This is a genomic window from Paenibacillus sp. FSL R10-2796 (assembly GCF_037965315.1).
GTDB lineage: Bacteria > Bacillota > Bacilli > Paenibacillales > Paenibacillaceae > Paenibacillus_AQ > Paenibacillus_AQ odorifer.
The window spans coordinates 5,164,069-5,189,675 of sequence record NZ_CP150178.1 but is presented as its reverse complement, the minus strand read 5'-3'; the positions used below and the strand labels follow the sequence as shown (position 1 = coordinate 5,189,675).

25 protein-coding genes and 1 riboswitch are annotated in these 25,607 nt (G+C 45.3%); of the genes, 18 read left to right on the top strand and 7 right to left on the bottom strand.

What is annotated here, in order from left to right; all coding sequences use genetic code 11:
• Positions 1 to 18: 18 nt before the first annotated feature.
• The gene (locus tag NST58_RS23480) at positions 19 to 612 is read right to left on the bottom strand and encodes a hypothetical protein (protein WP_076130242.1); all 594 of its coding nucleotides are present in this window, start codon (positions 610 to 612) and stop codon (positions 19 to 21) included.
• A gap of 208 nt (positions 613 to 820) precedes the next feature.
• Between NST58_RS23480 and NST58_RS23475 the strand changes: the two genes are divergently transcribed.
• From NST58_RS23475 to NST58_RS23465, 3 genes are read left to right on the top strand one after another with little or no spacing between them, the layout of a single operon-like run.
• The gene (locus NST58_RS23475; RefSeq protein WP_076130243.1) at positions 821 to 1,477 is read left to right on the top strand and encodes a ribonuclease H family protein; all 657 of its coding nucleotides are present in this window, start codon (positions 821 to 823) and stop codon (positions 1,475 to 1,477) included.
• A gap of 44 nt (positions 1,478 to 1,521) precedes the next feature.
• Positions 1,522 to 2,190, top strand: coding sequence for a uracil-DNA glycosylase (gene ung / locus NST58_RS23470; protein ID WP_076281368.1), 669 nt, complete (start codon positions 1,522 to 1,524; stop codon positions 2,188 to 2,190).
• 30 nt (positions 2,191 to 2,220) lie between these two features.
• Complete coding sequence (locus NST58_RS23465; RefSeq protein ID WP_036683006.1) at positions 2,221 to 2,625, top strand: hypothetical protein; 405 nt, start codon at positions 2,221 to 2,223, stop codon at positions 2,623 to 2,625.
• Positions 2,626 to 2,735: 110 nt separating this feature from the next.
• On the opposite strand, the gene NST58_RS23460 is transcribed toward NST58_RS23465, so the two are convergent.
• On the bottom strand, positions 2,736 to 3,845 hold the full coding sequence (locus NST58_RS23460) for an AI-2E family transporter (protein ID WP_076130245.1): 1,110 nt from the start codon (positions 3,843 to 3,845) through the stop codon (positions 2,736 to 2,738).
• A 190-nt stretch (positions 3,846 to 4,035) separates the two neighbouring features.
• On the bottom strand, positions 4,036 to 4,308 hold the full coding sequence (locus tag NST58_RS23455; protein ID WP_339244352.1) for a hypothetical protein: 273 nt from the start codon (positions 4,306 to 4,308) through the stop codon (positions 4,036 to 4,038).
• A gap of 251 nt (positions 4,309 to 4,559) precedes the next feature.
• On the opposite strand from NST58_RS23455, the gene NST58_RS23450 reads away from it, so the two are divergent.
• The 5 genes from NST58_RS23450 to NST58_RS23430 all read left to right on the top strand — a co-directional run bounded on the left by NST58_RS23450 (position 4,560) and on the right by NST58_RS23430 (position 9,983).
• A complete protein-coding gene (locus tag NST58_RS23450) occupies positions 4,560 to 5,324 on the top strand; it encodes a DeoR/GlpR family DNA-binding transcription regulator (protein WP_339244350.1) in 765 nt (254 codons plus the stop codon).
• 117 nt (positions 5,325 to 5,441) lie between these two features.
• On the top strand, positions 5,442 to 6,353 hold the full coding sequence (gene pfkB / locus NST58_RS23445) for a 1-phosphofructokinase (protein WP_076279191.1): 912 nt from the start codon (positions 5,442 to 5,444) through the stop codon (positions 6,351 to 6,353).
• A 38-nt stretch (positions 6,354 to 6,391) separates the two neighbouring features.
• On the top strand, positions 6,392 to 8,320 hold the full coding sequence (locus NST58_RS23440; protein WP_076277387.1) for a fructose-specific PTS transporter subunit EIIC: 1,929 nt from the start codon (positions 6,392 to 6,394) through the stop codon (positions 8,318 to 8,320).
• Positions 8,321 to 8,495: 175 nt separating this feature from the next.
• Positions 8,496 to 8,996 (top strand): Crp/Fnr family transcriptional regulator, encoded by a 501-nt coding sequence (locus NST58_RS23435; RefSeq protein WP_076134543.1) that lies wholly within the window; start codon positions 8,496 to 8,498, stop codon positions 8,994 to 8,996.
• Positions 8,997 to 9,311: 315 nt separating this feature from the next.
• A complete protein-coding gene (locus tag NST58_RS23430; RefSeq protein WP_076130250.1) occupies positions 9,312 to 9,983 on the top strand; it encodes a YitT family protein in 672 nt (223 codons plus the stop codon).
• 255 nt (positions 9,984 to 10,238) lie between these two features.
• On the opposite strand, the gene NST58_RS23425 is transcribed toward NST58_RS23430, so the two are convergent.
• Entirely contained in the window at positions 10,239 to 11,135 is an 897-nt protein-coding gene (locus tag NST58_RS23425; protein WP_076302702.1) for a rhodanese-related sulfurtransferase, read from the bottom strand.
• A 300-nt stretch (positions 11,136 to 11,435) separates the two neighbouring features.
• On the opposite strand from NST58_RS23425, the gene NST58_RS23420 reads away from it, so the two are divergent.
• Entirely contained in the window at positions 11,436 to 12,230 is a 795-nt protein-coding gene (locus NST58_RS23420; protein ID WP_076130252.1) for a TIGR00266 family protein, read from the top strand.
• A 411-nt stretch (positions 12,231 to 12,641) separates the two neighbouring features.
• Here the strand turns inward: NST58_RS23420 and NST58_RS23415 are convergent, their stop codons facing one another.
• Together NST58_RS23415 and NST58_RS23410 are read right to left on the bottom strand one after the other, a co-directional pair.
• A complete protein-coding gene (locus NST58_RS23415) occupies positions 12,642 to 13,454 on the bottom strand; it encodes a hypothetical protein (RefSeq protein ID WP_339244346.1) in 813 nt (270 codons plus the stop codon).
• Complete coding sequence (locus NST58_RS23410; RefSeq protein WP_339244345.1) at positions 13,358 to 14,038, bottom strand: hypothetical protein; 681 nt, start codon at positions 14,036 to 14,038, stop codon at positions 13,358 to 13,360. Before NST58_RS23410 ends, NST58_RS23415 begins: the two co-directional genes overlap by 97 nt.
• Positions 14,039 to 14,274: 236 nt before the next feature.
• Between NST58_RS23410 and NST58_RS23405 the strand changes: the two genes are divergently transcribed.
• From NST58_RS23405 to metE, 8 genes are all read left to right on the top strand, one after another.
• A complete protein-coding gene (locus tag NST58_RS23405) occupies positions 14,275 to 14,727 on the top strand; it encodes a C40 family peptidase (protein ID WP_218640451.1) in 453 nt (150 codons plus the stop codon).
• A 162-nt stretch (positions 14,728 to 14,889) separates the two neighbouring features.
• Positions 14,890 to 15,591, top strand: a complete 702-nt coding sequence (locus NST58_RS23400) for a response regulator transcription factor (protein ID WP_076218901.1) — start codon at positions 14,890 to 14,892, stop codon at positions 15,589 to 15,591.
• Entirely contained in the window at positions 15,588 to 16,595 is a 1,008-nt protein-coding gene (locus NST58_RS23395; protein ID WP_076218900.1) for a sensor histidine kinase, read from the top strand. Before NST58_RS23400 ends, NST58_RS23395 begins: the two co-directional genes overlap by 4 nt.
• A gap of 85 nt (positions 16,596 to 16,680) precedes the next feature.
• Complete coding sequence (locus NST58_RS23390) at positions 16,681 to 17,451, top strand: ABC transporter ATP-binding protein (protein ID WP_076184196.1); 771 nt, start codon at positions 16,681 to 16,683, stop codon at positions 17,449 to 17,451.
• Positions 17,426 to 19,375: an FtsX-like permease family protein gene (locus NST58_RS23385; protein ID WP_076278125.1), complete on the top strand. Its 1,950-nt coding sequence runs from the start codon at positions 17,426 to 17,428 to the stop codon at positions 19,373 to 19,375. The genes NST58_RS23390 and NST58_RS23385 overlap by 26 nt, the downstream gene beginning before the upstream one ends.
• Before the next feature lie 17 nt (positions 19,376 to 19,392).
• Complete coding sequence (locus NST58_RS23380) at positions 19,393 to 20,016, top strand: DedA family protein (protein WP_076218903.1); 624 nt, start codon at positions 19,393 to 19,395, stop codon at positions 20,014 to 20,016.
• 50 nt (positions 20,017 to 20,066) lie between these two features.
• Entirely contained in the window at positions 20,067 to 20,927 is an 861-nt protein-coding gene (locus NST58_RS23375) for an undecaprenyl-diphosphate phosphatase (protein ID WP_076130699.1), read from the top strand.
• A 99-nt stretch (positions 20,928 to 21,026) separates the two neighbouring features.
• Positions 21,027 to 21,233: riboswitch (cobalamin riboswitch) on the top strand.
• Between the two features lie 154 nt (positions 21,234 to 21,387).
• A complete protein-coding gene (gene metE / locus NST58_RS23370) occupies positions 21,388 to 23,691 on the top strand; it encodes a 5-methyltetrahydropteroyltriglutamate--homocysteine S-methyltransferase (protein WP_076218898.1) in 2,304 nt (767 codons plus the stop codon).
• Between the two features lie 146 nt (positions 23,692 to 23,837).
• On the opposite strand, the gene NST58_RS23365 is transcribed toward metE, so the two are convergent.
• On the bottom strand, positions 23,838 to 23,990 hold the full coding sequence (locus tag NST58_RS23365) for a DUF1540 domain-containing protein (RefSeq protein WP_076098619.1): 153 nt from the start codon (positions 23,988 to 23,990) through the stop codon (positions 23,838 to 23,840).
• Between the two features lie 428 nt (positions 23,991 to 24,418).
• Between NST58_RS23365 and NST58_RS23360 the strand changes: the two genes are divergently transcribed.
• Positions 24,419 to 25,534, top strand: coding sequence for a DUF4349 domain-containing protein (locus tag NST58_RS23360; RefSeq protein WP_179087063.1), 1,116 nt, complete (start codon positions 24,419 to 24,421; stop codon positions 25,532 to 25,534).
• Positions 25,535 to 25,607: the final 73 nt, after the last annotated feature.

The window sequence follows — 25,607 nt, the reverse complement described above, 5'->3', positions numbered from 1 at the left end:
CCTTTTTGGGGTTGAAGCTTATTTTTTCACTTCTGTAACACCAGTTACTTTTCCTTGATCGGATGAATTAAAGGTGGATTTATATTGATCGTTTGCGAAGTAGACATTGCCTTCAACGGTTGCGTTCACTAGGGTAAATCCATCCGCTTCTACGTAAACATCTCCAATAAAAGTGCCGCCTTGGATGCGGGCGTTTTTACTCTTGATGGTCAATTTTGGAGCAGTCAGTTTAAAGGAGTTGGTGATGTTGTGATCCGCATCTTGTGTGTATAGAGCAATTTTTCTGGCGGGTTCCTCTTTATTCATGAATTCTCCATCCACCACGAGATCTTCGGTGAAGGTTAAGTCTTTAAGTGTAGCAGCAATCCAGGTTCCTTCTGGACTGATGGCGCGTTTGAAGGCTTCTTCATTATCTACTACGGAAGCTGAGGTTACAGCATCTGTGGTGTTATTTTGATTATTAGCCGTGCCTGTATTATTAGTGGTTCCCGCATTATTCGTGTTCTCAGGAGTGCTTGTTGCAGTAGCATTATTGGCATTGTTTGTTGCATTTCCACATCCGACCATTAACACAAAAGCAAATACCGCAGCAACACTTGCTATCTTTCTCATCTGTATAACCTCCCTAAGTAATTGTACTGATATCCTTCGAGCTTACTATAGAGTGATTAGTTAGTAATTTACCAATCAATCTACAAATGGTAATATAGGCCTGGACATCTCTGGCGTATAGTATGACCTGAAAAATGTGATTTATCCGATGAATTCACGAGCAATATGGATTACAATAAGTACAGGCAGTAGAAAAGGAGCATTATCCATGGCCAAACAGAAATATTATGTAGTCTGGGAAGGTAAACAACCGGGAGTCTATAGCACTTGGGCAGAATGCCAGGCACAGACAGATCATTATACCGGTGCAAAATATAAATCCTATGAATCTAAAGCAGCAGCTGATGCGGCATATAAAGCGGGCTGGAAGGGGAATTGGGGAACAGGGGCAGCTGGAGCAGCAAAGTCTAAGGGGACTAGTTCTTTTAAACGCAGTGCTACAGTAGAGACCTCTGAGGAGATTGATTACAACAGTATTTCAGTAGATGTGGGGACTCGTGGTAATCCGGGGCCTGTTGAATATAAGGGTGTAGATACACAAACGGGAGATATCATTTTCTCCTGTGGTCCGATCAAAAAGGGCACTAATAATTTAGGCGAATTTTTAGCGATTGTTCATGCCTTGGCGTTGTTGAAGAGAGAGGGAAGCGATAAAACGGTCTACAGTGATTCTGTAAATGCAATGAAATGGGTGAAGCAGAAGAAGGTGGCAACAACCTTGCCGCGCGATTCTTCAACAGAGGAAATTTGGGTGCTTATTGATCGGGCAGAGCGTTGGTTGCAAACCAATACATATGACAATAAGGTGCTCAAGTGGCAGACCAAAGAGTGGGGCGAGATCAAAGCGGATTATGGTCGGAAATAAAAAAGCTATATCGCTATGGTTTCGGTTAAAGGAGGAGTTTGGGGATGTTTGGCAACGATTGGGATGAGGTATTGCAGGATGAAATGCAAAAGCCCTATTTTCTAAAATTAATGGACGCACTAACACAAGAATATAAGGAACATACCGTTTATCCGCCAAAAGAATTATTGTTCACAGCATTGAAATTAACGCCTTATAAGGAGACCCGTGTAGTTATTTTAGGTCAAGATCCTTATCATGGTCCCGGACAAGCGCACGGACTAAGCTTCTCTGTCAATCCGGGGGTACGTATCCCTCCGTCACTGCGCAATATTTATGCAGAGCTGAAAGAGGACGTCGGTGTGCCTGTTCCGAACCACGGCTCTTTACTGCACTTAGCAGAGCAGGGAGTGTTGTTGCTGAACACCGTGCTGACGGTACGTGAGGGTGAGGCTGGTTCGCATAAAGGTCTGGGCTGGGAGACATTCACAGACACTATTATGCAAAAGCTAAATGAAAGATCTACGCCCATGGTGTTTATATTATGGGGAAGTCATGCGCAGAAAAAAGGCGCATTCATCGGCCAAAGCCGGCATAAGGTGCTGCAATCGCCTCATCCAAGCCCACTTTCATCGCATCGTGGATTTTTTGGCAGTCGTCCGTTCTCAAAGACCAATCAATTTTTAGAGTCGCAGGGAATGGCAGGAATAGATTGGTTCATTCCGGACTTATAATTTATGGAGTGATGCGAAGGGGAGGTAGCTATGAAGCATTGGGTAGGTAAACCCGTTATAATGTACTGCGGAGAGAAACCTTATACCATTATGAAGGGAATCCTGCGCAAATGGGACCTTTCCGCATCGGTGGCGGTGATTGGCCATCAGGAAATTGCTGTGCCGTTTCGGGATATTGTTGTTATTAAGGCTCTGGCTCCAAAAGAAAGAGCGCTGCCTCCAGTTCTCCATTCCGTGGGTTATGTGATGAGGGATCGGCAGCAATTTGACAATGCAGTGTATTTTAAATCGGCGGTTAGTGTCTGGAAAGAAGATCAGCTTATTGCCTTTAATACGATTATTACCTCACATACGAAAGGTTCAGTTACTCTTCAGAACGGCCAAAACCTGATGAAGGGCAATCACATCTTTGTAGTTCGTTCTTTACGAGGGTGATTTCAGGCACCTGTAAAGAATAAAAAAGGGTACGACTCCGAGTGATTGGTGACGTACCCTTTTTTATTTTATAGATAAGCTCCGCCCGTTCACGAAGTAGATTACAACCGTTATAGCTCCTCTTTTTTGATAGGCTCAGTTTCATCTATCCGGTCTGCAATAATAATCTCATACACGCGCAGGAAAACAATTTTTATAATCATATAAACAGGGAGCGCAATAAGAACTCCGATAATACCGTAGAAGTCTCCACCTATAAGGACAAGGATGACCGTAGTCAGTGGATGAACATCCAATGATTTTCCGTAAATAATCGGTGAGAGTACATTATCCTGGATCTGCTGGGCAATGAAGATTACAACCAGGGACCATATGGCCATCGTCGGTGATTCAATGAAACCCACTATAATTACCGGAATCGCTGCTAAGAATGATCCCACATATGGAATGAAGTTAAGGGGCACTGAAATTACGGCGAGCAACAGGGAGTAAGGCAGTCCGATGATAAGGAACCCTATATATAACATAATGCCGAGTACGACATTTAGCACCACGCGTGTGACGATGAAGCTGCTTAAGGCGCTGTCGATATCTCCAAACATCTCTTGCCCTTCCTTACGATATTTTCTCGGAATTAAGCCTTGAAGTTTAGGCGATAGCTTATAGTCATCTTTTAGCATGTAGTACAGAATGATGGGCAAAGTTGCGATTAACACTACAATGCTGGAAACAACGCCAATCAAATTGGACATGGAATTGGTAACCCAGGTAATAGTATCGCTAAGAAATTCTGATAAACGGGCTGCGACGTCGGAATCCCCTTTGAAAAAACGCGAAAGTGTCGGATTCTCCCTCAATGCATTGAACTGATCCTGCAAACCTTGCACGAGGTAAGGAGTGTTATCAATAAAGTTCTGAATTTGTTCTTGAAGTGTCGGCCAGACTAAAATCCAGAAGAGAACGAACAAGCCGGCAATCAGAAAATAAATGAGCAGGATGGAGAACGCCCGGTTTAATTTTCTTTTCTCAAGGATTCTTACTAACGGACGCAGCAGGTAGTACATGAACCCTGATAACATCATGGGAACAAGTAATAATTTGAAAATGGCACCCAGTGGGGCGAAGAGAAACATTACTTTGGAGCCTAAGTACAAAATCAGTAAAAAGGCGATAATAGCAAGGCTTGTCCGAAAATACTTCTGTTGTGGCAATAAAAACATCCCCCAAAATTCAAATTTATGTCTATGTAGTTTAATAACCCTAATTTACAAGTATTGATTCAAAAGCGGGCAATTCCTTTTAGGTAGTTCTTGGCATACCCATATAGAGGTTCTAGTTACAAAGGTTACGCCAAGTAAAAAGTTCGCAATTTAACAAGGGGATATAACTATTTCTCTGCTTTTTCACAGATTATCTTGACTTTCGTCTATGAGATTTTCTAGTGGATAAAGTGAAGATTTCAGGAACTACATCTTCGCCTCCGGTTTCTTTGGTAACTTGTCTTGCTTTAACAAGAGATAAAAAGGAAAAAATCTCACCTAAGGCTACAAGTCCAGCTGCGATGATCTCATAATCCTCAGCGCTAAGTTCTGCGGATTCCACTGGATTATTGTTATTGGTGGTCCCATTCTTATTAGCATTTCTGTTGCCTTTATTTCTCCCGCTGTTTCTTCCATTGGCCATTTCTGATCACCCGCTTTTCCCGGTATGTATTATTAATATGTTATAAATGCCGCATATGAGATAGGCAATTCGGATGTAATTTTGCACTGTCTCTTTTTAGCACTTTACACAGGATGAAAACGCTGTTAAAATCATAAACGAGCACAAACGATCAATAACGGTCACATATAATCAATTAACGGTCAAGAAAATTCATAGATGAGCGCAAGGAATTGCACAGGTCGCGCTGTCACATAAAGGAGCGAGCCACGATGATGTTTGAGGAAGAGAGAAAACAAAAAATCGTGCTTTTTGTGGAAAAGAACTCCAGAGCTTCTGTACAGGAGCTAAGTCAGGAAATGGGCGTATCTGAGTCTACTGTGCGCCGTGATCTGAAGGAGCTGGAAGAAGCCAAGCTATTAAAGCGTACTCATGGCGGAGCGGTTTCCCTGCAGAGCGTCAATTTTGAAGCGGCTTATCCTGATAAGGAAGACCATTTATTGGATGAGAAGCAACGGATTGCCCGTAAGGCCGTGGAGATGATTCAGGAGGGGGACGCAATACTGCTTGATGCAGGAACAACAACACTGCAGATTGCCAGAGAGCTGAAGAACTTTTCGAATATCAAAGTCATTACGAACTCGATTATGGCGCTGAATGAGCTGCGGGATTGCCGCAATATCGAAGTCTCAATTACAGGCGGTATGCTTCGCCCGGATACGATGGCTTTTGTTGGACCGATGACAGAACGTTCCTTAGATATGGTGAGAGTAGATAAAACTTTTCTTGCCACTAATGGACTGGATTTGCGGGAAGGCATCACAACTCCGAACATGTTAGAGGCAGCTACAAAACGCAAAATGATCGCAGTCGCCAAGCAAGTTATTCTACTGGCAGATCACAGTAAGCTGGGGCAGATATCCTTTAGCAAGGTTGCAGATGTGACGGAAATGGATCATTGCATTATAGATTCAGGAGCGTCTGACAAATTCATCCGTGAGATCACGCAATTGGGTGTGGATTTCACGCTGGTATAAATTTTATATAGGATAAGCAATTATGAATTACCGTGTGATCGTTTGGAGAAATTACAGATGCCGTACTTGTGATCGGTAATCTATGGCTTAGAAAACCAACATAATTGAGGGATAATCATGATCTATACTGTAACGCTTAATCCTTCCATTGATTATATCGTGGAAGTGGAGGATTTGAGACTGGGTGACTTGAACCGGATGAAACGTGATTTGAAGCTTCCGGGAGGGAAGGGAATTAACGTATCCCGAGTGCTTAATCAGCTTGGGGTTCAGAATAAGGCTATGGGATTCCTTGGAGGCTTCACCGGCCGATATATTGAGGATTGGTTACACGAAGAGTCAATTTCAAGCGATTTCGTGTTTGTTTCTGATGATACGCGGATTAATATCAAGCTCAAGCATGGAGAGGAAACGGAGATTAACGGTGTTGGACCCGTCATTCATGATCCTGAAGCCGACGCACTATTGCAAAAGCTGGCTGCTCTGAACGCGGAGGATGTAGTGATTTTGTCGGGAAGCGTTCCCCCATCACTGGGTGCAGATTTCTATGACAAGCTTATAGCTGTGTGCAAACAGAGCGGAGCGGAATTCGTCATTGACACTACTGGTGCTGCACTTCAAAAAGCACTGGCGTATCAGCCATTGCTGGTTAAACCGAACCATCATGAGCTCGCAGAGCTGTTCGGCGTAACCATAGATACGAGGGAAGAGATTATTACTTATGGACGCAAGCTGCTGGATGCAGGAGCGAAAAATGTACTGGTTTCCATGGCGGGTGAAGGGGCTTTGTTCATTACGGAGCAAGGGGTATACCACGCCAACGCACCATCAGGTAAAGTGAAAAATTCTGTAGGTGCAGGAGATTCCATGATCGCTGGTTTTGTAGGGACACTGTCTTTGACAGGAGACTTGTTGGAGGCGTTCCGTGCAGGCGTTGCCTCGGGCAGTGCAACCGCATTCTCTGATGACTTAGCGGACAGAGAATTCATTGAACAGCTGAGACCGCTGATCCAAATCTCAGAAGTGTAAGCCGACAGCATTCAAAGTACTTAAGGGAGTTGAGCATGATGAGAATAACGGATTTAATGATAAAAGAAACGATGATCATGGATCTAAAAGCTACAACTAAGGAAGCTGCAATTGATGAATTGATTGCGAGTCTTGCTGCAAGTGGCCGAATTAATGATCCGATCCTTTTTAAAGAGATGATTCTGAAGCGCGAAGAGCAGTCCAGCACTGGGATTGGCGGCGGCATTGCAATGCCGCACGCTAAGACTAAAGCGGTAAATGAAGCGACGGTTGTATTTGCTAAGAGCGCAAAGGGAGTGGAGTTTGAATCCCTTGATGATGAGCCAGCACGTATCTTCTTTATGATTGCCGCTCCAGAAGGAGCAGGCAATATGCATCTTCGTACACTGGCCTCATTGTCCAGACTACTGATCGATAGCGAGTTCATTGAACAGCTTATGAATACTCAGACTCCTGACGAGGTATCAGCTTTGTTTGATGCCAAGCAGGCGGAAGGTGAAGCTAAGGAGAAAGAGAACGAAGCTGCTGAAACTGCCGCGAAGTCAGAGCCTGAACGTGTAATCGTGGGCAACCCGGATTCCCAAGCTTTTGTCGTAGCTGTAACTGCTTGTCCTACAGGCATTGCACACACTTTTATGGCTGAAGATGCCCTTAAGAAAAAAGCTCTGGAAATGGGAGTTAATATCCGTGTAGAGACGAATGGTTCAGAAGGGGCCAAAAACGTACTTACCCCTGATGAGATTCGGCGTGCAAGCGGTGTAATTGTTGCAGCTGATAAAAAGGTGGAAATGGCCCGTTTTGACGGTAAGCCTGTACTGCAAAGACCTGTAAGTGATGGCATCCGTAAGCCGGAAGAGCTTATTCGTAAAGCTATGAATGGGGAAGCGCCGATTTATCACAATGAAGGTCGCGGTGGCAATGACGAAGGGTCTAAAGAGAAATCTGGCAGTATCGGCAGTAAAATATATAAGGACTTAATGAATGGGATCTCCCACATGCTCCCGTTTGTAGTTGGTGGCGGTATTCTGCTAGCAATCTCCTTCCTGATTGAACAAGTAGGTGGAGCAGATCATCCGCTGTTCCAGTTACTGCAGACAATTGGTGGTGGAGATGGAGCCTTCCATTTCCTAATTCCAGTCCTTGCTGGATTTATAGCGCTTAGCATTGGTGATCGTCCGGCTCTGATGCCAGGTATGGTTGGGGGTTACATGGCCTTGAATTCCAACGCTGGGTTCCTCGGCGGGCTGGCTGCTGGTTTCTTGGCGGGTTATGTAATTATCGGATTACGTAAAGTATTTGCAGGACTGCCTAAAACACTTGACGGACTGAAGCCGATCCTGTTATATCCGGTATTCGGGCTTCTAATTACCGGTGGATTGATGTATTACCTGTTCGATCCGGTCTTTAGCTGGATCAATGTAGGACTGATTGATTGGCTTAATGATCTTGGAACTGTTAATGCTGTTATTCTGGGTCTGGTTCTCGGTGGCATGATGGCCATAGATATGGGTGGACCTTTCAATAAAGCTGCTTATACTTTTGCCATCGGTGTATTCACTACCAGTGGCAATACCAACGGCTTCATGATGGCTGCTGTAATGGCGGGGGGGATGGTGCCTCCACTTGCAATAGCACTGGCTTCTACTTTCTTTAAGAATAAATTCACGGAAGAAGAACGTAAATCAGGCTTAACGAACTATGTGCTGGGCTTGTCGTTCATTACGGAAGGGGCCATTCCATTCGCCGCAGCCGATCCGCTTCGTGTCCTAACCTCTTGTATTCTTGGTTCGGCCGTTGCTGGAGGTCTTACACAGCTTTGGAATATCAACGTGCCGGCTCCGCATGGCGGGATCTTTGTAGCTGCCCTTTCAAGCCACGCGCTGTTGTTCCTCTTAGCTGTTCTGATCGGTTCGGTCATCTCCGGATTGATGCTCGGATTATGGAAGAAACCGCTTGAAGCAAAGTAACTTTATAAATAAATTGAACTGCTGGGTGCCAGAATTTTCATTCTGGCACCCAGCAGTTTTTGCATGGATTTTAATCACCCACCTCCTCGCCCATAGGTAGATTTATCTCCATAAATGAGGTTTAATTTTATATAATTGAAAATATATATAATCAGAAGGAAAAGGAGCGAGCGAGATGATATTACATAAGGGGGAAGTCTTGTTCCGCCAAGGAGACAGCTGTGATTTTTTATTTAAGGTAAAAAGCGGGCTGTTCAAGGTCACAAGACTTCATGAGAATGGGAACATGGTGTTATTCAACATCCTGTATCCCGGTGAGATGGTTCCCCATCATTCACTCATTTCGCCAAAGGAGGCGCATGGAACGGCAGTTGCGATGATGAAGAGCGAGGTGGAGGCAGTTCCATCAGCAGAATGGTATCAACAACTGCGGGATGATTCTGGTCAAGCGATGGAAATCGCCAGACTGCTTCAGGAGAAGGTGCGGTTTATGCAGACACGGCTGGATCATCTTACTGTAGGTACACCTGCAGAACGTATGGAATTGCTAACCCGCTGGTTTAATGACTACTCTCATGGCGCAGCGCTAACAGAGTTATTGACCCAGGAAGAAATAGGACAATTGATCGGTGTAAGACGTGAAACAATCAACCGTTTGCTGCGGAGTACAGAGTGATTCCTGCTTTTTTCTGGCAAACTGTTTAGAGTAGGGTGGCTCCGTGGTATAATGTAAACAGAACTTATCAAATTAGAGAAAGGATCAGGATACCATGTGTCCCCGAAGGACGATTCCCCAAAGGACGATTTGGAAACGTTATGATCTGTCTTATACTTAGCTTCCCTGTAGAAGGTGCGTAAACCGTTGTTACTTGACGAACCGCCTCTGCGAGGGGAAGGAGTATATATATGCGAAGGAGCAATACCTCCGGTTTTACCCGTCGTAGAGGTTGGTGGGACGTCTAGCCGCCATATACGATAAGGGGAGACCTGTATGAGGAACCACAATTACGGAGTGAATGTACTGCTCCGATTGACAGTCATTTTGTTTGGAACATTTTTGCTTGCATTTACTTATTATCACATCAATTTTCAGAATCATTTGTCAGAGGGCGGATTCGTAGGATTATCGCTGCTCGGCAAATACGTATTAGGAATCTCACCTTCGATTTCAACTCTGCTTCTAGACGTTCCAGTACTCTTGATAGCATGGATGTTCAAAGGGAAAGCGTTCGTGTGCAACACCTTTGTTTCTGTAGGAGCTTTTACAATCTTCTATGGTCTCATGGAACGTTATTCCGGTTTGGTCATCAACTTGCAGGACAATTTGGCATTAGCAGCTCTTTTGTCCGGCGTACTGACAGGTTTAGGAGCGGGAATTATCCTGCGGAGTGGCGGGGCTAGCGGTGGAGACGATATTTTGTCGCTGCTGGTTAGTGAATGGAAGGGAATCAAAGTAGGTACGGTATTCATCATGATGGATGTAATCGTTCTGGCACTATCACTCTTTTATATGCCTGTTAAAGAAACGATGTATACAGTGATGGCAGTAGTCGTAGCGGGCTATGTGATCACCTTTACAACCTCTTTAGGCAAACCAAAGCTAGTGAAGGCGCCAAAGATTCAATCTACACTACGTAAACCGCATGATGGTACGGTAATGTGAAGAAGGCTGGTATAAACAGCTTATTCGGGGATATACTACATTTAAGGTCAGCCAGAGTTTCTGGTTGACTTTTTTTTGCTGGATATATCGTAATTTAAAGGGTGCAGTCCTTAGGGGAGTTGCTCGGACGTTTCGCTCATAACAAAAGGTGACGTACAGTGAAAATCCTGTACGCCACCTTTTAGTTAACTTAAGACTCACTAGTGCTCGTCTTTGAATCGTGTAGAAACATTTGCGGCCAGCTTGTCCTTTTATTTAGCCCACGGCATTCGTGATTGCTTCGCATTCGTCCGAGCAATGACCACTGTGCTGTGTTTCACAGTCCTCACAGCAAATATGCTGAAGATGACAAGCATCGTTAGCACAATTGATAAATTGGTCAGCTGGCTGACCGCAGTGATGGCAACGTCCGACAACGATATCCTCGTCGGTATGATTAATCTGTACGGAAATCCGCTCATCGAAGACATAACATTTTCCATCAAACAGTTGGCCCTGTACCTCAGGGTCTTTACCGTAAGTCACAATGCCGCCATCCAGCTGGTACACCTGTCCAAAACCTTCCTTCATCATAAACCCGCTTAATTTCTCGCAGCGGATCCCGCCTGTACAGTAGGTCAGGATTGGTTTATCCTTAAGGTCGCTCATATTCTCGCGAATCCAGTCCGGGAATTCTTTGAAGCTGTCTACTTCGGGGCGGATGGAGCCGCGGAAATGACCAAGATCGAATTCGTAACCGGTACGACCATCCAGAATCACCACATCGTCGCGCTGCATCATTTCATAGAAATCTTTAGGCGCCAGATGCTTTCCGGTAATCACGTTAGGGTCCAGTTCATCCTCGACCCGGAACGTCACGAGTTCTTTTTTATAACGAACGAAGATCTTTTTGAAGGCATGACCCTCAGCCTCATCGATCTTGAAGACGATATCGCTAAACAGAGGGTTTGCGCGCAAATCCTTCATATATTGCTCGGTTTGGGCAACCGTACCTGATAGTGTTCCGTTAATGCCTTCATCTGAGATGAGAATTCGTCCCTTTACATCAAGCTCTTTGCAGTAAGCCAAATGCTCCTGGGCGAATTGTTCTGCATCCGGCACTTTTACAAATTTATAGTATAGCAGAATTGCATATTCCGATTGTGGATTCATTCATTTCACCTTTATCATTAGAATTAGACTACTAAATAAACATTTAAGTATAAAAAGTATTGTAACATATTATCAAGTATTGACAAGAGATGTGGTACAGTAACCTGAAGAAAGCTGGAATAAATAACATTTTTCAGGGATACCGGATTAAGGTCAGCCAGAACCTCTGGTTGATTTTTTTGCTGAATATATGCGGTTTTCATGGATAGTTAGGATTTGCGAAACCGTGAATCGCCACGCACGTATATATTTTCATTCATAAGTCACATGTTGACTTTAATTATAAGGAGGAACTGCGGGATGAGTGCTCATGAGATTGATTATGCCATTATGGGTGAGGAAATACAGTGTGTAGAGGTGCAGCTTGACCCAGGAGAGAGTGTAATTGCCGAAGCCGGGAGCTTCATGATGATGGATCAGGAAATAACAATGGAGACGATATTTGGCGACGGCAGCGGAGGCTCGCGTGGAAGTGGCTTGATGGGGAAGCTGATGGGCGCGGGCAAACGTCTGTTGACAGGTGAAAGCTTGTTTATGACTGTCTTTACACACAGTGGTTCTTATGGACGTAAAAGTGTCACCTTTGCTGCTCCGTACCCAGGCAAAATCATCCCGCTCGACCTGCAGCAATACGGTGGAAAAATCATCTGTCAAAAGGATTCATTCCTTTGCGCGGCAAAGGGCGTTTCAATCGGTATTGAATTTCAGCGTAAGCTGGGTACCGGCTTTTTTGGTGGTGAAGGTTTTATTATGCAAAAGCTGGAGGGTGACGGACTTTCATTTGTACACTCTGGCGGTTATGTTATGGAACGCACACTTCAACCGGGAGAGACGCTTAAGCTGGACACTGGCTGTCTAGTCGCTATGACGTCTTCGGTGGAATATAATATTGAGTTTGTAAAAGGGGTCAAAACCGCGCTGTTCGGCGGCGAAGGCCTGTTCTTCGCAACGTTGCGCGGACCCGGCAAGGTGTGGGTACAGTCGCTGCCATTCAGCCGAATGGCCGATCGCATCCTGTCCGCTGCCGGCAACAGCGGTCGGAAAGAAGAAGGAAGCGTACTTGGCGGGCTCGGCAATCTGCTGGATGGTAGATAAGTCTGCGTGAGCGCATTGCACAGCGTGGAAGTAGAGGATATATAGAATGTGGAGTGAGCGTGTGAAGTGCTGAGTAGATGAGGCAGAGAGCGTGCGAAATATGGAGTGAGCGTGGAAATGCTGAACATATGAAGCAAAGAGCGTGCGAAATGTGGAGTGAGCGTGGAAATGCTGAGTATATGAAGCAAAGAGCGTGCGAAATGTGGAGTGAGCGTGGAAATGCTGAGTATATGAAGCAAAGAGCGTGCGAAATGTGGAGTGAGCGTGGAAATGCTGAGTATATGAAGCAAAGAGCATACGAAATGTGGAGTGAGCGTGGAAATGCTGAGTATATGAAGCAAAGAGCGTGCGAAATGTGGAACATACGAGGTATACAACATTACAAGAGGACGCGTCGTTTCAGCGGTGGCGCTATAGGGTGTGGTGAAACAAGGGCAGAAATGCCCTTGTTTTGCTGTAAAGGTTTAGTATCGTGTGAGACAAGGGCAAAAGTGCCTTTGATTTGTATGTATTGGCTAGTGTGGCGCGAAAGAAGGGCAATAATGCCTTTGATTTGCTCGAATGAGCTAGTGTGGCGCGAAAGAAGGGCAAAAGTGCCTTTGATTTACTCGACACTGTCAAATGTACGGTATAAATCCCGTAGAATAGAGCCGATGAAGCGTATATGGTCAGATGTACGGTATAAATCCCGTAGAATGGAGGCGATCGAGCGTATACGGTCAGATGAGCGGTATAAATCCCGCAGAATGAAGCCGATCGAGCGTATACGTCCAGATGTACGGTATAAATCCCGTAGAATAGAGCCGATGGAGCACATATAGCCAAATGTACGGTATAAATCCTGCAGAATGAAGCCGATCGAGCGTATACGTCCAGATGTACGGTATAAATCCCGTAGAATGGAGCCGTTAGAGCGTATACGGTCAGATGTACGGTATAAATCCCGTAGAATGGAGCCGATCGAGCGTATACGTCCAGATGTACGGTATAAATCCCGTAGAATAGAGCCGATGGAGCACATATAGCCAAATGTACGGTATAAATCCCGTAGAATGGAGCCGATGAAGCGTATATGGTCAGATGTACGGTATAAATCCCGTAGAATGGAGGCGATCGAGCGTATACGGTCAGATGAGCGGTATAAATCCCGCAGAATGAAGCTGGTGGAGCAGTTGCGGCCAGATGTACGGTATAAATCCCGCAGATAGAGCCGATGGAGCACATATAGCCAAATGTACGGTATAAATCCCGCAGAATGAAGCTGGTGGAGCAGTTGCGGCCAGATGTACGGTATAAATCCCGCAGATAGAGCCGATGGAGCACATATAGCCAAATGTACGGGATAAATCCCGCAGAATGAAGCCGATCGAGCGTATACGTCCAGATGTACGGGATAAATCCCGCAGAATGAAGCCGATCGAGCGTATACGTCCAGATGTACGGTATAAATCCCGTAGAATAGAGCCGATCGAGCGTATACGTCCAGATGTACGGTATAAATCCCGTAGAATGGAGCCGATGGAGCGTATACGGTCAGATGTACGGTATAAATCCCGTAGAATGGAGCCGATGGAGCATATATAGCCAAATGTACGGTATAAATCCCGCAGATGAGCTACTCCAACAAGCAATAAGTTACTTATGTTCGATGGGATATCACCGTTCGGCGTCTGCAATATCAACTTTACATTGTCCTCCACTACCGCTATCGCTATCGCTACCACTACTACCGCTACCACTACTACCGCTATCGCTATCGCTATCACTACTACCGCTATCACTACCACTACTACTGCTACCACCACCACTACTACACTATCACCACCACTCCTGTATCTTTAAACCAATTTATAGTTTGTTAGAGCCGTAATGAGCTATGCTCATTTACGGTTTTTTATGTTTTTTAAGTAATGGTTGGCCGAAGTAGATGACCACTCAGGTACAATTGGGATAGTTTAATTGATAACTATATAATACCAGCTCATGAGTAGCTGGTTCAGGTATGATGTGTTCAACACTATTTCGTACTTTGGAGGAATGTATATTGGTAATGGACGTGGAATTTGGCAAGGAAATTGAGAGTGCCATTAGTTGGGCTAAGGAGCGGCTGGGGTCGCAGGAGTATCCGCTGCGTTGTCTTGCTTTTGTTGAAGATGCCTATGAAAGAAGCAATGGAATTGAAATGTGGGGAGGCAGCGATGCACGCGAATCCGCAGAGCTGTACGATGCGCACAAGAATACCGGGGCTCCGCCAGCTGGCGCGTTTGTTTTTTATGCTTGCTCAGGGTTGGTAGACGGTGAGCTTAAGGATTGGGGGCATGTAGCTTTGGCCTTTGGGAATGGCGAGGCCATTCATGCCTGGGATATAGTTAGGATAGATCACTACATGGAAATTTGCCATCTGCAAGCTGCTCCGGGCTGGAGCCAACCAGAACTTATCGGCTGGGCATCTGTAGAGAGAGTTCTTGCCGGGATTCAGAAGAAACAATGGGACTAGTTGATATCCTTAAACCTAACTTATCCAAGAACCTAGAAGGTGCCGTAAACAGGAGCTTCATGGGTTCTTTTTTCTTCCTTCCGATTTGACTAACCCTATGCACGGTGTATATATTATTTGGCAGACCCCCTTATATTGTTAAGGCTGGACCGGAGGCATGATATGTTCAAAATATTTATTATAGAAGATGACCGTGGACTTGTGGCTTTGCTGCAGGATTATTTACATAAGTTTGGATATGAAACGCAGGCGGTGAGTGATTTTGAGCAGGTCCGCACTCAGTTTGAGGCGTTCACGCCACATCTGGTACTCCTTGATGTTAATTTGCCAAAATACGATGGTTATTACTGGTGCCGCCAGATTCGCGGAATTTCAACCTGCCCTATTCTTTTTATATCTGCCCGCGATGGCAAAATGGACCAAGTAATGGCGCTGGAAAATGGAGCGGACGATTATATCACTAAGCCTTTTGATTACGAAATCGCGATGGCCAAAATCAAAAGTCAGCTGCGGCGCGCCTACGGCACCTATGCCGGTGGGAATAATGAACGCACACTAAACGTTGCCGGAATGACGCTGGATGTAGAGCGGCTAATCCTTACCCGAGGCGAAGCTAAAGTGGACTTAAGCCACACGGAAGCCAAGATACTAGATGAGCTAATGCAAAAATCAGGAGTCATCGTTACCCGGGACAGGCTGCTCGAAAAAATCTGGGATGATCAAGCCTTCGTGGATGAAAATACCTTAAATGTATATGTTACACGTGTACGCAAAAAACTTGCCGCTCTCGCTATCACAGATGGACTACAAACCGTGCGCGGTCAAGGCTATCGTTTGATTCCGAATTGGGGGGATGAGGAATGAAGTTGTTATTACGGGAACAGTTCCCCCTGATTGTGGTCTATCTAGCCCAGCTAGTCCTGATCACATTAGTGTACCGGCTGGATGGAGGCAGCGGTCTGAATGTAAGTTTATATGCCGCGCTGCTCAGCACTTGTCTACTGATTGGCTACCTCGCTTACCGTTACGTCACCAATCGCACGTTTTATGAACGTTTGGAGACTACGCCCTCCTCTCTCGATGAGGCAGGTGGCCCTACACAGGATTCTCCGCTAGCCGTAAGCTTGCGAGGTTTACTGGGGTCGCAATTCCGCCTCTACAAAAATGATTTGCACAGCTACCGCCACAAATTAGAAGAACATATTCACTTTATTAATCAATGGGTACATGGCATGAAGACGCCGTTGTCTGTCATTCATCTGATCATTCAGGATAAGGATGGCCCTCCTTTTACGGCAATTGGTGATGAACTGGATCGTCTGAAAAAAGGACTGGATACCGTGCTTTATACGGCCCGTCTGGATACTTTTGAGCACGATTTCTATGTGGAACGGCTGAATCTGGAGACCATCGTACGTGGTGTGACCTCTGAGCAGAAGCGGCTTTTTATTCGAAAAAGAGTATTTCCAGCTATACAAATAGATGAGCAGATTACCGTAACCACGGATGAAAAATGGCTCACTTTTGTCCTTACGCAGCTGATTACGAACGCTGTACGTTATACGACTGAAGAAGGCAAACATGTTTTTTTCCACGGGATGGTCACGGAAGATAAGCAGACTGTGCTTGAGATCCGGGATGAAGGAGTAGGCATACCAGCAGGAGATCTGCCGCGCGTGTTCGATGCATATTTTACCGGGGTGAATGGACGAACCTTTCAGGAATCTACGGGGATGGGTTTATATCTCGTGAAGCAGATCTGCGGCAAGCTTGGACATGAGGTGAGTATCCGTTCCGAAGAAGGAAGCGGGACCACCGTGCGGATTGTATTTAGGGAGCAGGATATAACAAACCTTACAAATGTGTAAGGGCATTGTAAGTTTCAGAAATAGCAGCCAATGTGTACACTTTGTATAATGAAGGCAATCCAGTCGAAAGAAGGAGAGGTAACACTTGCCCATTCTAGATGTTCATAATTTATCAAAAATATATGAGGGTAAAGTGTCCACTCAGGCGCTGAATCATATCCGCTTTTCTGTAGAAAAGGGGGAGTTTGTTGGCATAATGGGTCCATCCGGGAGCGGGAAAACAACGCTGCTCAACACGATTGCCACCATCGACCAACCGACCTCCGGTCAGATTCTGATCAACGGCCGAGATCCTAATCTGCTTAGCAGAAAAGAAAAGGCGCTTTTTCGCCGTCATGAGCTAGGCTTCGTCTTTCAGCATTTTAATCTACTGGATACGCTCACTGTAGAGGAAAACATCGTATTACCTTTGACGCTTGCAGGTGCTCGTGTCCCAGAGATGGAGAGCAGGCTGAAAGAGGTCACTACCTTGCTTGGCATCGAACATTTGCTGAAGAAGCGCACGTACGAGGTCTCAGGCGGACAAATGCAGCGGGCGGCTATCGCCCGGGCGATGATTCATCGTCCATCGTTAATTTTGGCGGATGAGCCCACAGGCAATCTGGACTCCAAAGCCTCAGGGGAAGTCATGAATATGTTGACAGAGGTGAATAAGGAAGAAGGAGCTACGGTGCTGATGGTCACACATGACGCAGTGGCTGCAAGCTTTTGCAACCGGGTCATCTTTATTAAAGACGGACGTTTCTATAGTGAAATGTACAAGGGCAGTAATAGAGGCGCTTTCTTCCAAAGTATTATTGATATGCTGTCTCTGCTTGGGGGAACCAGCCATGACCTTTCGGCAATTCGCTTATAGGAATGTAACACGTAATAAACGCAAATATGCCGCTTATTTTGTCGTCAGTGCTTTTTCGGTGATGATCTTTTTCGTGTGCGCTTTGTTTATTTACCATCCGGATATTTCAAAGAGCTTAATTTATAGTACGGCGGCTCATACGATGATGGTGGCAGAGGCAATTATTTATGTCTTTTGTTCTTTGTTCGTACTCGTATCCGTTGGATCCTTCCTGCAGTCGCGCAAGATGGAGTTCGGAATTTTATTGATGCATGGAATGACGAAGAGACAGCTGAACACCATGGTTTTCCTGGAAAATATGATGATCGGCACCTCTGCCATCCTGACAGGTACCCTTCTCGGGTTACTTCTGGGCAAATTATTTTTGATGATCGGATCTACTTTTTTGGGAATTCCCCTGTTAACCTTTCATCTCCCATGGCAGGCACTTGTGCTTACGATTTGCAGCTTCGTGTTATTGTTTTTTCTGATATCGCTTTGCACCTTTGTTTTTATCGGCAATGAGTCACTGATGCGTCTGTTTCAGGGAGAGCGTAAGGCAGAAGAAGAACCCAAAGTATCCTTTGTATTATCTATTATTTCTGCTGTACTGCTGATCAGTGGTTATTATATGGCGGCTACTGCAAAAGCTGCTTCCGTAGAGAAAGTCATGTTTCCGGTCGTTGCGATTACGGTTATCGGGACGTATCTCTTTTATACCCAGCTAAGTATTTGTTTGGTTAAGCTGCTTAAGGACATTCGGCGCTTGTATTGGCATCGTACGAATATCATCACTTTATCCGGTTTGTCCTACCGCTGGAAAGAGAATGGCCGAATGTTTTTTATGGTGACGATTGTATCCGCAGTCTCCTTCACTTCCGTAGGGGTATTTGCATCGATACATACACTTTCCAGAGAGCTGAAATTGGATTATCCCGCAGCAGTGGGTTATGTAGCCAAAGGAAATCAGACGGGTGTACCCTTTGATCATCATCTGAACGAAATTAAGGAAGAGCTCAAGACGCACGGACTCCCTTATGAAGCGCTTAGTATCCCGATTAAATATGCCGAGGTTGAGGCTCAGACTGGACCCGATCGCACTTTACGCCTTCCCTTGATTGCTTTCAGTGATTATAATCTCGCCCTGCAACGTGCAGGTTTCCCAACAGATGAGCATGCTCTGGTGGGCAACGAAGGTCTGGTGATGATTGGTTCACAGCGGGATCGCAGTTTAACAGAAGGCAGAGTAAAAGCGGTCTATTCCTTGCAGCAAGGACTTGCCATTAAAGAAATAGGTTATACCGAGCAAGTTCCCATCGCCGAATATTTATTGCCGGAGCTGGATGGTAGAGATGGCGGGGATTTTAGTGGTGTCGTGATCAGTGATGAGCTCTACAGCGCTATTGATCCCGTGCAAACGGATCTTTATACAGGTTTTTATGTAGAGGATTTTCCACAGACGGTAGGTATCGCTGCTGATCTTGCCCATAAAGGCAAACAGTCCTATGAAAGTGATTCTCCGTATGCGATTGTGATCAGCGGCACGCTGTTTGAGCTTCAGAAAACATTGTATAACACAATGCTTTTTGCTTCCTTGCTGGTGGGTACTGTCTTTTTTATCGCGGCAGGCAGCTTTCTTTACTTCCGGTTATATACCGATCTTGATCATGATCGCAATCAATATTCCACTTTGTCCAAGATGGGGCTTACGGATAAAGAACTCAATCGAATAGTTACGATTCAGCTGTCTTTGTTGTTTTTTGTGCCGGTCGGAATAGCTATTTTACACAGTGTGTTTGCCTTTATTGCGCTTCAACGGTTGTTCTACTTATCTATCGCAACGGAGACAGGCGCGGTGTTACTCGGATATTTGGCTGTTCAAGGACTATACTTCTTTTTTATTCGCAGCCGCTATTTACGCAACCTGAAGAAGAACTTGATATGAGAAATGGGGGTAACAAGATGCAAGCATGGATTACAGATTTTATGGAGCAGTTTGGTTACTTCGGTATTTTTCTGATGCTGGCCTTTGAAAATATATTTCCACCAATTCCTTCAGAAGTGATCCTGCCCTTTGGGGGATTTATGACGACTACGACGAGCTTAACGATTCCTGGTGTAATCATTGCTGCCACGGCTGGATCACTACTGGGTGCAGTAATTCTCTATTATATTGGCCGATTATTGGATGTGAGCCGGTTAGAGAAACTGGTTGAACGCTGGGGTAGCCTAATTAGGGTCAGTAAAAAAGATATCCACAAGGCTGACGCCTGGTTTGATAAATATGGCTATTGGACTGTATTGTTTTGTCGGATGGTTCCGCTGGTCCGCAGTCTGATTTCGATTCCGGCGGGAATGTCGGGCATGAAATTTGGAGTATTTATGATCTTCACAACGATTGGCACATTGGGATGGAATTTGCTGCTTGTGCTTATTGGCGCGGCATTGGGCGAATCCTGGGAAGACATTGCCATGTACATGGATGTGTACTCCAATGTAGTCTATGTACTAATTGCTGGCGGATTAGTTATTCTTGGGTTTCTGTACTTCCGCAAACGCAGCCGGAGAATGAACACTGAGGGCTAAGCGGGTAATGGACTGATAATAGAAATGACTATTAAAAAGGAGGGAAACACATGGAGCTATTAACGATTATTAAAGCCATTATTTTGGGGCTTGTTGAAGGTTTAACCGAATTTGCTCCAGTATCCTCCACGGGTCATATGATTATTGTTGATGATATGTGGCTGAAATCACAGGAGTTATTTGGACAATATACGGCAAATACCTTCAAAGTAGTTATTCAACTGGGTTCAATATTAGCGGTTGTTGTGATTTTTAGAAATCGGTTCATTGATCTGTTGGGTTTAAAGCGTTTCAGCCGTAAGCAGTTGGATCCTGTAACAGAGGAGCTACCGCAGTTGGAGCAGGGCGGGCACCTCAAGCTGACTCAGGTTCTGGTAGGGTTAGTGCCTGCAGGTGTGTTAGGTGTTCTGTTTAATGATTATATTGATGAGCATTTATTCTCTACCTCAACAGTGTTAATTGGTCTAGTGATTGGGGCTATATTAATGATTATTGCCGATCTGTTTGGGCCGAAGAAGATCAGAACTGAGAGTGTAGATCAGATTACATACAAACAGGCACTTGGTGTAGGTCTTGTACAGTGTTTTTCGTTATGGCCTGGATTTTCACGCTCGGGCTCGACGATTTCTGGTGGCGTACTCCTCGGGATGAGCCATCGTGCCGCTGCTGATTTTACGTTTATTATGGCAGTACCCATCATGGCAGGTGCCAGTCTGTTGTCACTGATGAAAAACTGGCAATATTTCACCATGGACGCGTTGCCGTTTTTTATTGCAGGCTTTATTAGTGCCTTCCTATTTGCGCTGTTATCGATGCGTTTCTTCTTAAAACTGATCAATCGTATCAAGCTCTTACCGTTTGCTATATACCGTATAATTCTTGCTGCTGTAGTATATTTCGTATTTTTCTAAGTCCGTTATAAGGAATCGATATAACAGAAGCCCCAGTAATCTATTGCAGATTGCTGGGGCTTTCACGTATGATGACATCAGATTAAGACACTCAAATGATGAATGATATCGGAGACAGGTGCTGACCGGAAAATAGTAATTCGGTAGGCTTAATAGGGAAATTCGGTTCGAAGCCGATGCGGTCCCGCCACTGTAACGGAAGAATCTCGAGCAACAGAGGTCACTGGCAATTTACTACTGCTGGGAAGACTGCTCAAGATGTTGACGCCGCTAGCCAGGAGACCTGCCTGTTTCAACAGCACTGCTTCACCTACGGAAGATAGGGAGGTGTTAGACGTTAACCATGAGTATATCATGGGCGTCTTTCCCTTTGACTTTTTTAGGGAAGGGCGCTCTTTTTTATAGGAAAGCAAGTAGCTTTGGAGTTTGAAATAAGAGATGGAAGAGGGAGTGTATCGAGATGACGAATAAAGTAAAAGTAAGTAATCTTGGATATCCGAGAATCGGAAAGAACCGCGAGTGGAAAAAGACACTGGAAGCCTACTGGCAGGGGAAAATAAATGAAGAGCAATTCCGCTCCGAAATGGCAGCAATTCAGCTGCAGCATTTGAAGACCCAGCAAGAGGCAGGAATTGAGCTTATTCCGGTGAATGATTTTACTTTTTATGACCATGTGTTGGATACGGCTGTTATGTTTGGAATTGTACCTCCACGGTACACGTATGATGGCGGCGACATCGGGCTTGATCTTTATTTTGCAATGGCCCGTGGTAATGCTGAAGCTACTGCCTGTGAGATGACCAAATGGTTCAATACGAACTATCACTATATCGTTCCAGAGATCGGCACACAAACACCACGCCTGACTGAAAATAAACCTCTAGCGGCTTATCGTTTTGCTAAATCGCAGGCAGGGATTGAAGGTAAACCGGTACTTTTAGGTCTGTATACCTTCCTTAAGCTGTCCAAAGGTTACGCAGCGGCAGATATCGCCAAGATTGCTGCACGTTTTGTTCCAGTCTATGTTCAACTGCTACAGGAACTGAAGCAAGAAGGGGTAAGCTGGGTACAAATCGATGAGCCAGCGATTGTTACAGGCATAAGTAAAGAAGAATTAACACTGCTTAACTCGATATACACAGAAATTGCCGGCTCCGTGCCGGGCTTGAATATTATTTTACAGACGTATTTCGAAGCTGCTGAACCGTTGGAGGCACTTCTAGAGTTGCCTGTTCAAGGCTTGGGTCTTGACTTTGTGCACGATGGTGGAGCGAATCTGGCTTCTATCGAACGTCTTGGTTGGCCGAAGGACAAATGGCTGGGTGCCGGAATTATTGATGGACGGAACATCTGGCGTTCCGATTTAGACGCTAAGCTGCAACTGGTAGAAAAGCTCAGCGTTCATGTGCCGCTTGATCGTCTTATTCTGCAGCCTTCTTGCAGTCTGCTGCATGTCCCAGTCACCGTTCAAGGTGAGGTGAAGCTGAAGGCGACTGTTAAGAATGCGTTAGCGTTTGCCGATGAGAAGCTTGCAGAGCTTAGTCTGCTCGGAGCAGCCCTCGCAGATAAAGGAGAAGCTTCTAAAGCAGCGCTGGCCGCTAGTCGTGAAGCTATTGCAGCATTCCGTGCACTACCTGAGCGTGGCCGTAAGGATGTGGCGGAGCAAGTGCTTGCACTTGCAGCTTTGCCTGACCAACGCAGTTTGCCTTTTGCTGAACGCTTAAAGGTGCAGCAAGAGAAATGGCAGCTTCCACTTCTGCCAACCACTACAATTGGTAGCTTCCCGCAGACAGTAGAAGTGCGTCAGGCGAGATTGAAATGGCGTAAAGGGGTCTGGAATCAGGAGCGTTATGATGGATTTGTTCGTGAGCAGATCGCGGATGCAATTACCTTCCAAGAAAAGCTAGGTTTGGATGTTCTGGTCCACGGTGAGTTCGAGCGTACAGATATGGTGGAGTTTTTCGGAGAAAAGCTGGACGGATACTTGTTTACTAGTAATGGCTGGGTTCAATCCTACGGTTCCCGTTGCGTTAAGCCACCGGTGATCTACGCGGATGTTGCATTTATACAGCCTATGACTGTTAAAGAAAGTGTCTATGCACAATCGTTGACGAAGCTTCCGGTTAAAGGAATGTTGACGGGTCCTGTAACTATCCTCAATTGGTCATTTGTACGTGATGATCTCAGCCGGGAAGAGGTAGCCAATCAAATTGCTCTTGCCCTTCGCCATGAAGTAAAAGCGTTGGAAGATGCAGGCATCGAAATGATTCAAGTGGATGAGCCGGCTATACGTGAAGGACTTCCGCTTAAGGCAGAAGACCGTGAGCATTACCTGAACTGGGCAGTGAAGTCGTTCCGCGTTGCTACGAACCATGTGAAGGCTACGACACAAATTCATACGCATATGTGCTATAGCGAATTCAATGACATGATCGATTCCATATCGGCTATGGATGCTGATGTAATCTCCATTGAGACTTCACGTAGCCATGGGGAGCTGATTATCAGCTTTGAGGAGCAGGCCTATGATAAAGGAATCGGTCTTGGAGTGTATGACATCCATAGTCCGCGGGTTCCGGCTGTAGAAGAAATGACGGCGAATATCGATCGTGCGCTGCGGGTGCTGGACCCTGAACAATTCTGGATTAATCCGGATTGCGGTCTGAAAACACGTGGCTGGCAGGAGACAGAGGATGCACTACGTAACATGGTAAGAGCTGCTGCTATTGCGAGGGAAAAGTCAGGGGTTATTGCATCAAAATAGACATAAATAAATTAGAGCCAGGGTAATTTACCCTGGCTTTTTAGTTCACTTATTTTTTTATAATCAGCTACTTGATAATAATTCTCAATCTTGTTAGAATGAAAAAGAAAAAGAAGGAACCGTGGAGGGTCCCTTCAGGCATTTACTTATTTACTTTCGAAAGTTTTGCAATCTGTTTCTTCTGCGCGTTTTGGTTCTTGGGAGCTGTGGAAAGCTACGAAGATCGATTCAGCGCTGCATTTGTTCTCTTCTGCCCAGTGGGTGCAGGAGTTAACTTCACAAACTACGTCTTTTGCCATGAGGGTTCACCTCCCCTTTTAGTAATTGATAGTATCATTCAATGAACGGCTCTGTTCAGCAAGGTGGAGCTTCTCTCAACAAAGCCGTGTCACGCCCTCATTCATTATGAATAGAGGGTATTTGGCTTTTTTTACTAGGTTAGACGTGGTAATTGTACCAAATAATGAGTTTGTAAGCAAATGAGTTCTTTAACTTTCGGGTCACCCTCCCACATCAAAAATATGTCCAATAAGAGCCGCAGAAATGCGGCTTTTTGTGTATTCAACAAGAAAAACCAAAAGAAATTTACCGAAATTCCATATTCCAGTGCAACCTTCCAAGTTTTGGGGCGTTATAGAAATGAGAGACGGAAGAGATCTGTACAGAACATGACATTCCGTAACGTTACAATGCTAGGGATAACCACTACACTTTTGGAGGAATGAGAATGCGCAAATGGGGTCTGCATTACTTATGTTTATTAATTCTTGCGGTGGTATTGGCAGGTTGTGGCTCGGGTGATAACAATTCGGCGGCAGACAAATTAGCTGGTGACGGCGGAAATACGAGTAATTCTGCTGCAGCAACCACTGAGCAATCTTCGAAAGCTGCATTAGCGGATAAGAGCACCTCAGCAGAAGCTGAGACAGCAGCGGGAGGCAACGAAGCCCCAGTTGAAAAAGGTTTGACATCAGAGAACACGGATCAAGGGAACGCGGGATTCACGGGCAGTGATGTCGTGGAAGGATTGAACAAGAAGCTAATCTATCATGCCAATCTGACTATGGAAGTAGAAGATTACGGTAAAGCTCAGACTGAAATCCGCAACATGGTAACGATGGCTAAAGGATATATTATAGAGTTTAACGAAAACATGTCGCAATATGAGCAAGGAGGGACGTTTATCCTTAAGGTGCCTGCCTCCGGGTTCTCTCCTTTTCTGAATAATTTGGAAAAAGTAAAACACGAATCGCTACAGCGCAGTATTCAAGGTCAGGATGTCTCGGAGGAGTATGTTGATCTGGAGTCGCGTCTAAAGGCAAAGCAGTTAATGGAAGCTCAATACACAGAGTTTATGAAAAAAGCAACGAAATCAAGTGATCTGGTCGCCTTTGCAAACGAGCTTGGTTCGATTCAAGAAACGATTGAGCAGATCAAAGGCAGAATGCGATATATAGATCAGAACGTATCTTTTTCAACGGTAGAGCTTAGAGTGTACCAGACGGATGAGAGCTTAGCCGTGAAGGAAAAGGCAGAGCAAGGTCCATTGCTAGAACGGGCATCGGATGCTTTAAAAGGAAGCCTGAACGCACTATCTGTTATGTTTCAGTGGATTTTTGTAATTCTTGCAGGTGCATTGCCGATTCTAATCGGTGCGGGCATTATTTTAATCATCGTTTGGTTTGCCCGCAAAAATATCCGTGCACGACGGGAGCAGCAGACCCAGCGGATACGGCAGGAAAATCGGGAACTGAACAAGGCGGTACTCCCTGGACCAGCAGAGCCAAAGGTGACAACCTCAATAAAGGATAAGAAAGCTAACGGGGACGAGAATAAAGAATAAGCTCCTATGAATTAAAAAGCCTCCAATTCATGGTATACCGTGAATTGGAGGCTTTTCTATAAGACAGTACAGT

Bases quoted from the DNA above. Each gene is read 5' to 3' on its own strand.
- NST58_RS23420 (WP_076130252.1), top strand. From the start codon at position 11,436: ATGAGTGCTCATGAGATTGATTATGCCATTATGGGTGAGGAAATACAG.
- NST58_RS23395 (WP_076218900.1), top strand. From the start codon at position 15,588: ATGAAGTTGTTATTACGGGAACAGTTCCCCCTGATTGTGGTCTATCTA.
- NST58_RS23415 (WP_339244346.1), bottom strand. From the start codon at position 13,454: ATGTGCTCCATCGGCTCTATCTGCGGGATTTATACCGTACATCTGGCC.
- NST58_RS23400 (WP_076218901.1), top strand. From the start codon at position 14,890: ATGTTCAAAATATTTATTATAGAAGATGACCGTGGACTTGTGGCTTTG.
- NST58_RS23385 (WP_076278125.1), top strand. From the start codon at position 17,426: ATGACCTTTCGGCAATTCGCTTATAGGAATGTAACACGTAATAAACGC.
- NST58_RS23430 (WP_076130250.1), top strand. From the start codon at position 9,312: ATGAGGAACCACAATTACGGAGTGAATGTACTGCTCCGATTGACAGTC.
- NST58_RS23425 (WP_076302702.1), bottom strand. From the start codon at position 11,135: ATGAATCCACAATCGGAATATGCAATTCTGCTATACTATAAATTTGTA.
- NST58_RS23380 (WP_076218903.1), top strand. From the start codon at position 19,393: ATGCAAGCATGGATTACAGATTTTATGGAGCAGTTTGGTTACTTCGGT.
- ung (WP_076281368.1), top strand. From the start codon at position 1,522: ATGTTTGGCAACGATTGGGATGAGGTATTGCAGGATGAAATGCAAAAG.
- NST58_RS23460 (WP_076130245.1), bottom strand. From the start codon at position 3,845: ATGTTTTTATTGCCACAACAGAAGTATTTTCGGACAAGCCTTGCTATT.
- NST58_RS23365 (WP_076098619.1), bottom strand. From the start codon at position 23,990: ATGGCAAAAGACGTAGTTTGTGAAGTTAACTCCTGCACCCACTGGGCA.
- metE (WP_076218898.1), top strand. From the start codon at position 21,388: ATGACGAATAAAGTAAAAGTAAGTAATCTTGGATATCCGAGAATCGGA.
- NST58_RS23450 (WP_339244350.1), top strand. From the start codon at position 4,560: ATGATGTTTGAGGAAGAGAGAAAACAAAAAATCGTGCTTTTTGTGGAA.
- NST58_RS23440 (WP_076277387.1), top strand. From the start codon at position 6,392: ATGAGAATAACGGATTTAATGATAAAAGAAACGATGATCATGGATCTA.
- NST58_RS23480 (WP_076130242.1), bottom strand. From the start codon at position 612: ATGAGAAAGATAGCAAGTGTTGCTGCGGTATTTGCTTTTGTGTTAATG.
- NST58_RS23360 (WP_179087063.1), top strand. From the start codon at position 24,419: ATGCGCAAATGGGGTCTGCATTACTTATGTTTATTAATTCTTGCGGTG.
- NST58_RS23375 (WP_076130699.1), top strand. From the start codon at position 20,067: ATGGAGCTATTAACGATTATTAAAGCCATTATTTTGGGGCTTGTTGAA.
- NST58_RS23455 (WP_339244352.1), bottom strand. From the start codon at position 4,308: ATGGCCAATGGAAGAAACAGCGGGAGAAATAAAGGCAACAGAAATGCT.
- NST58_RS23465 (WP_036683006.1), top strand. From the start codon at position 2,221: ATGAAGCATTGGGTAGGTAAACCCGTTATAATGTACTGCGGAGAGAAA.
- NST58_RS23475 (WP_076130243.1), top strand. From the start codon at position 821: ATGGCCAAACAGAAATATTATGTAGTCTGGGAAGGTAAACAACCGGGA.
- NST58_RS23435 (WP_076134543.1), top strand. From the start codon at position 8,496: ATGATATTACATAAGGGGGAAGTCTTGTTCCGCCAAGGAGACAGCTGT.
- pfkB (WP_076279191.1), top strand. From the start codon at position 5,442: ATGATCTATACTGTAACGCTTAATCCTTCCATTGATTATATCGTGGAA.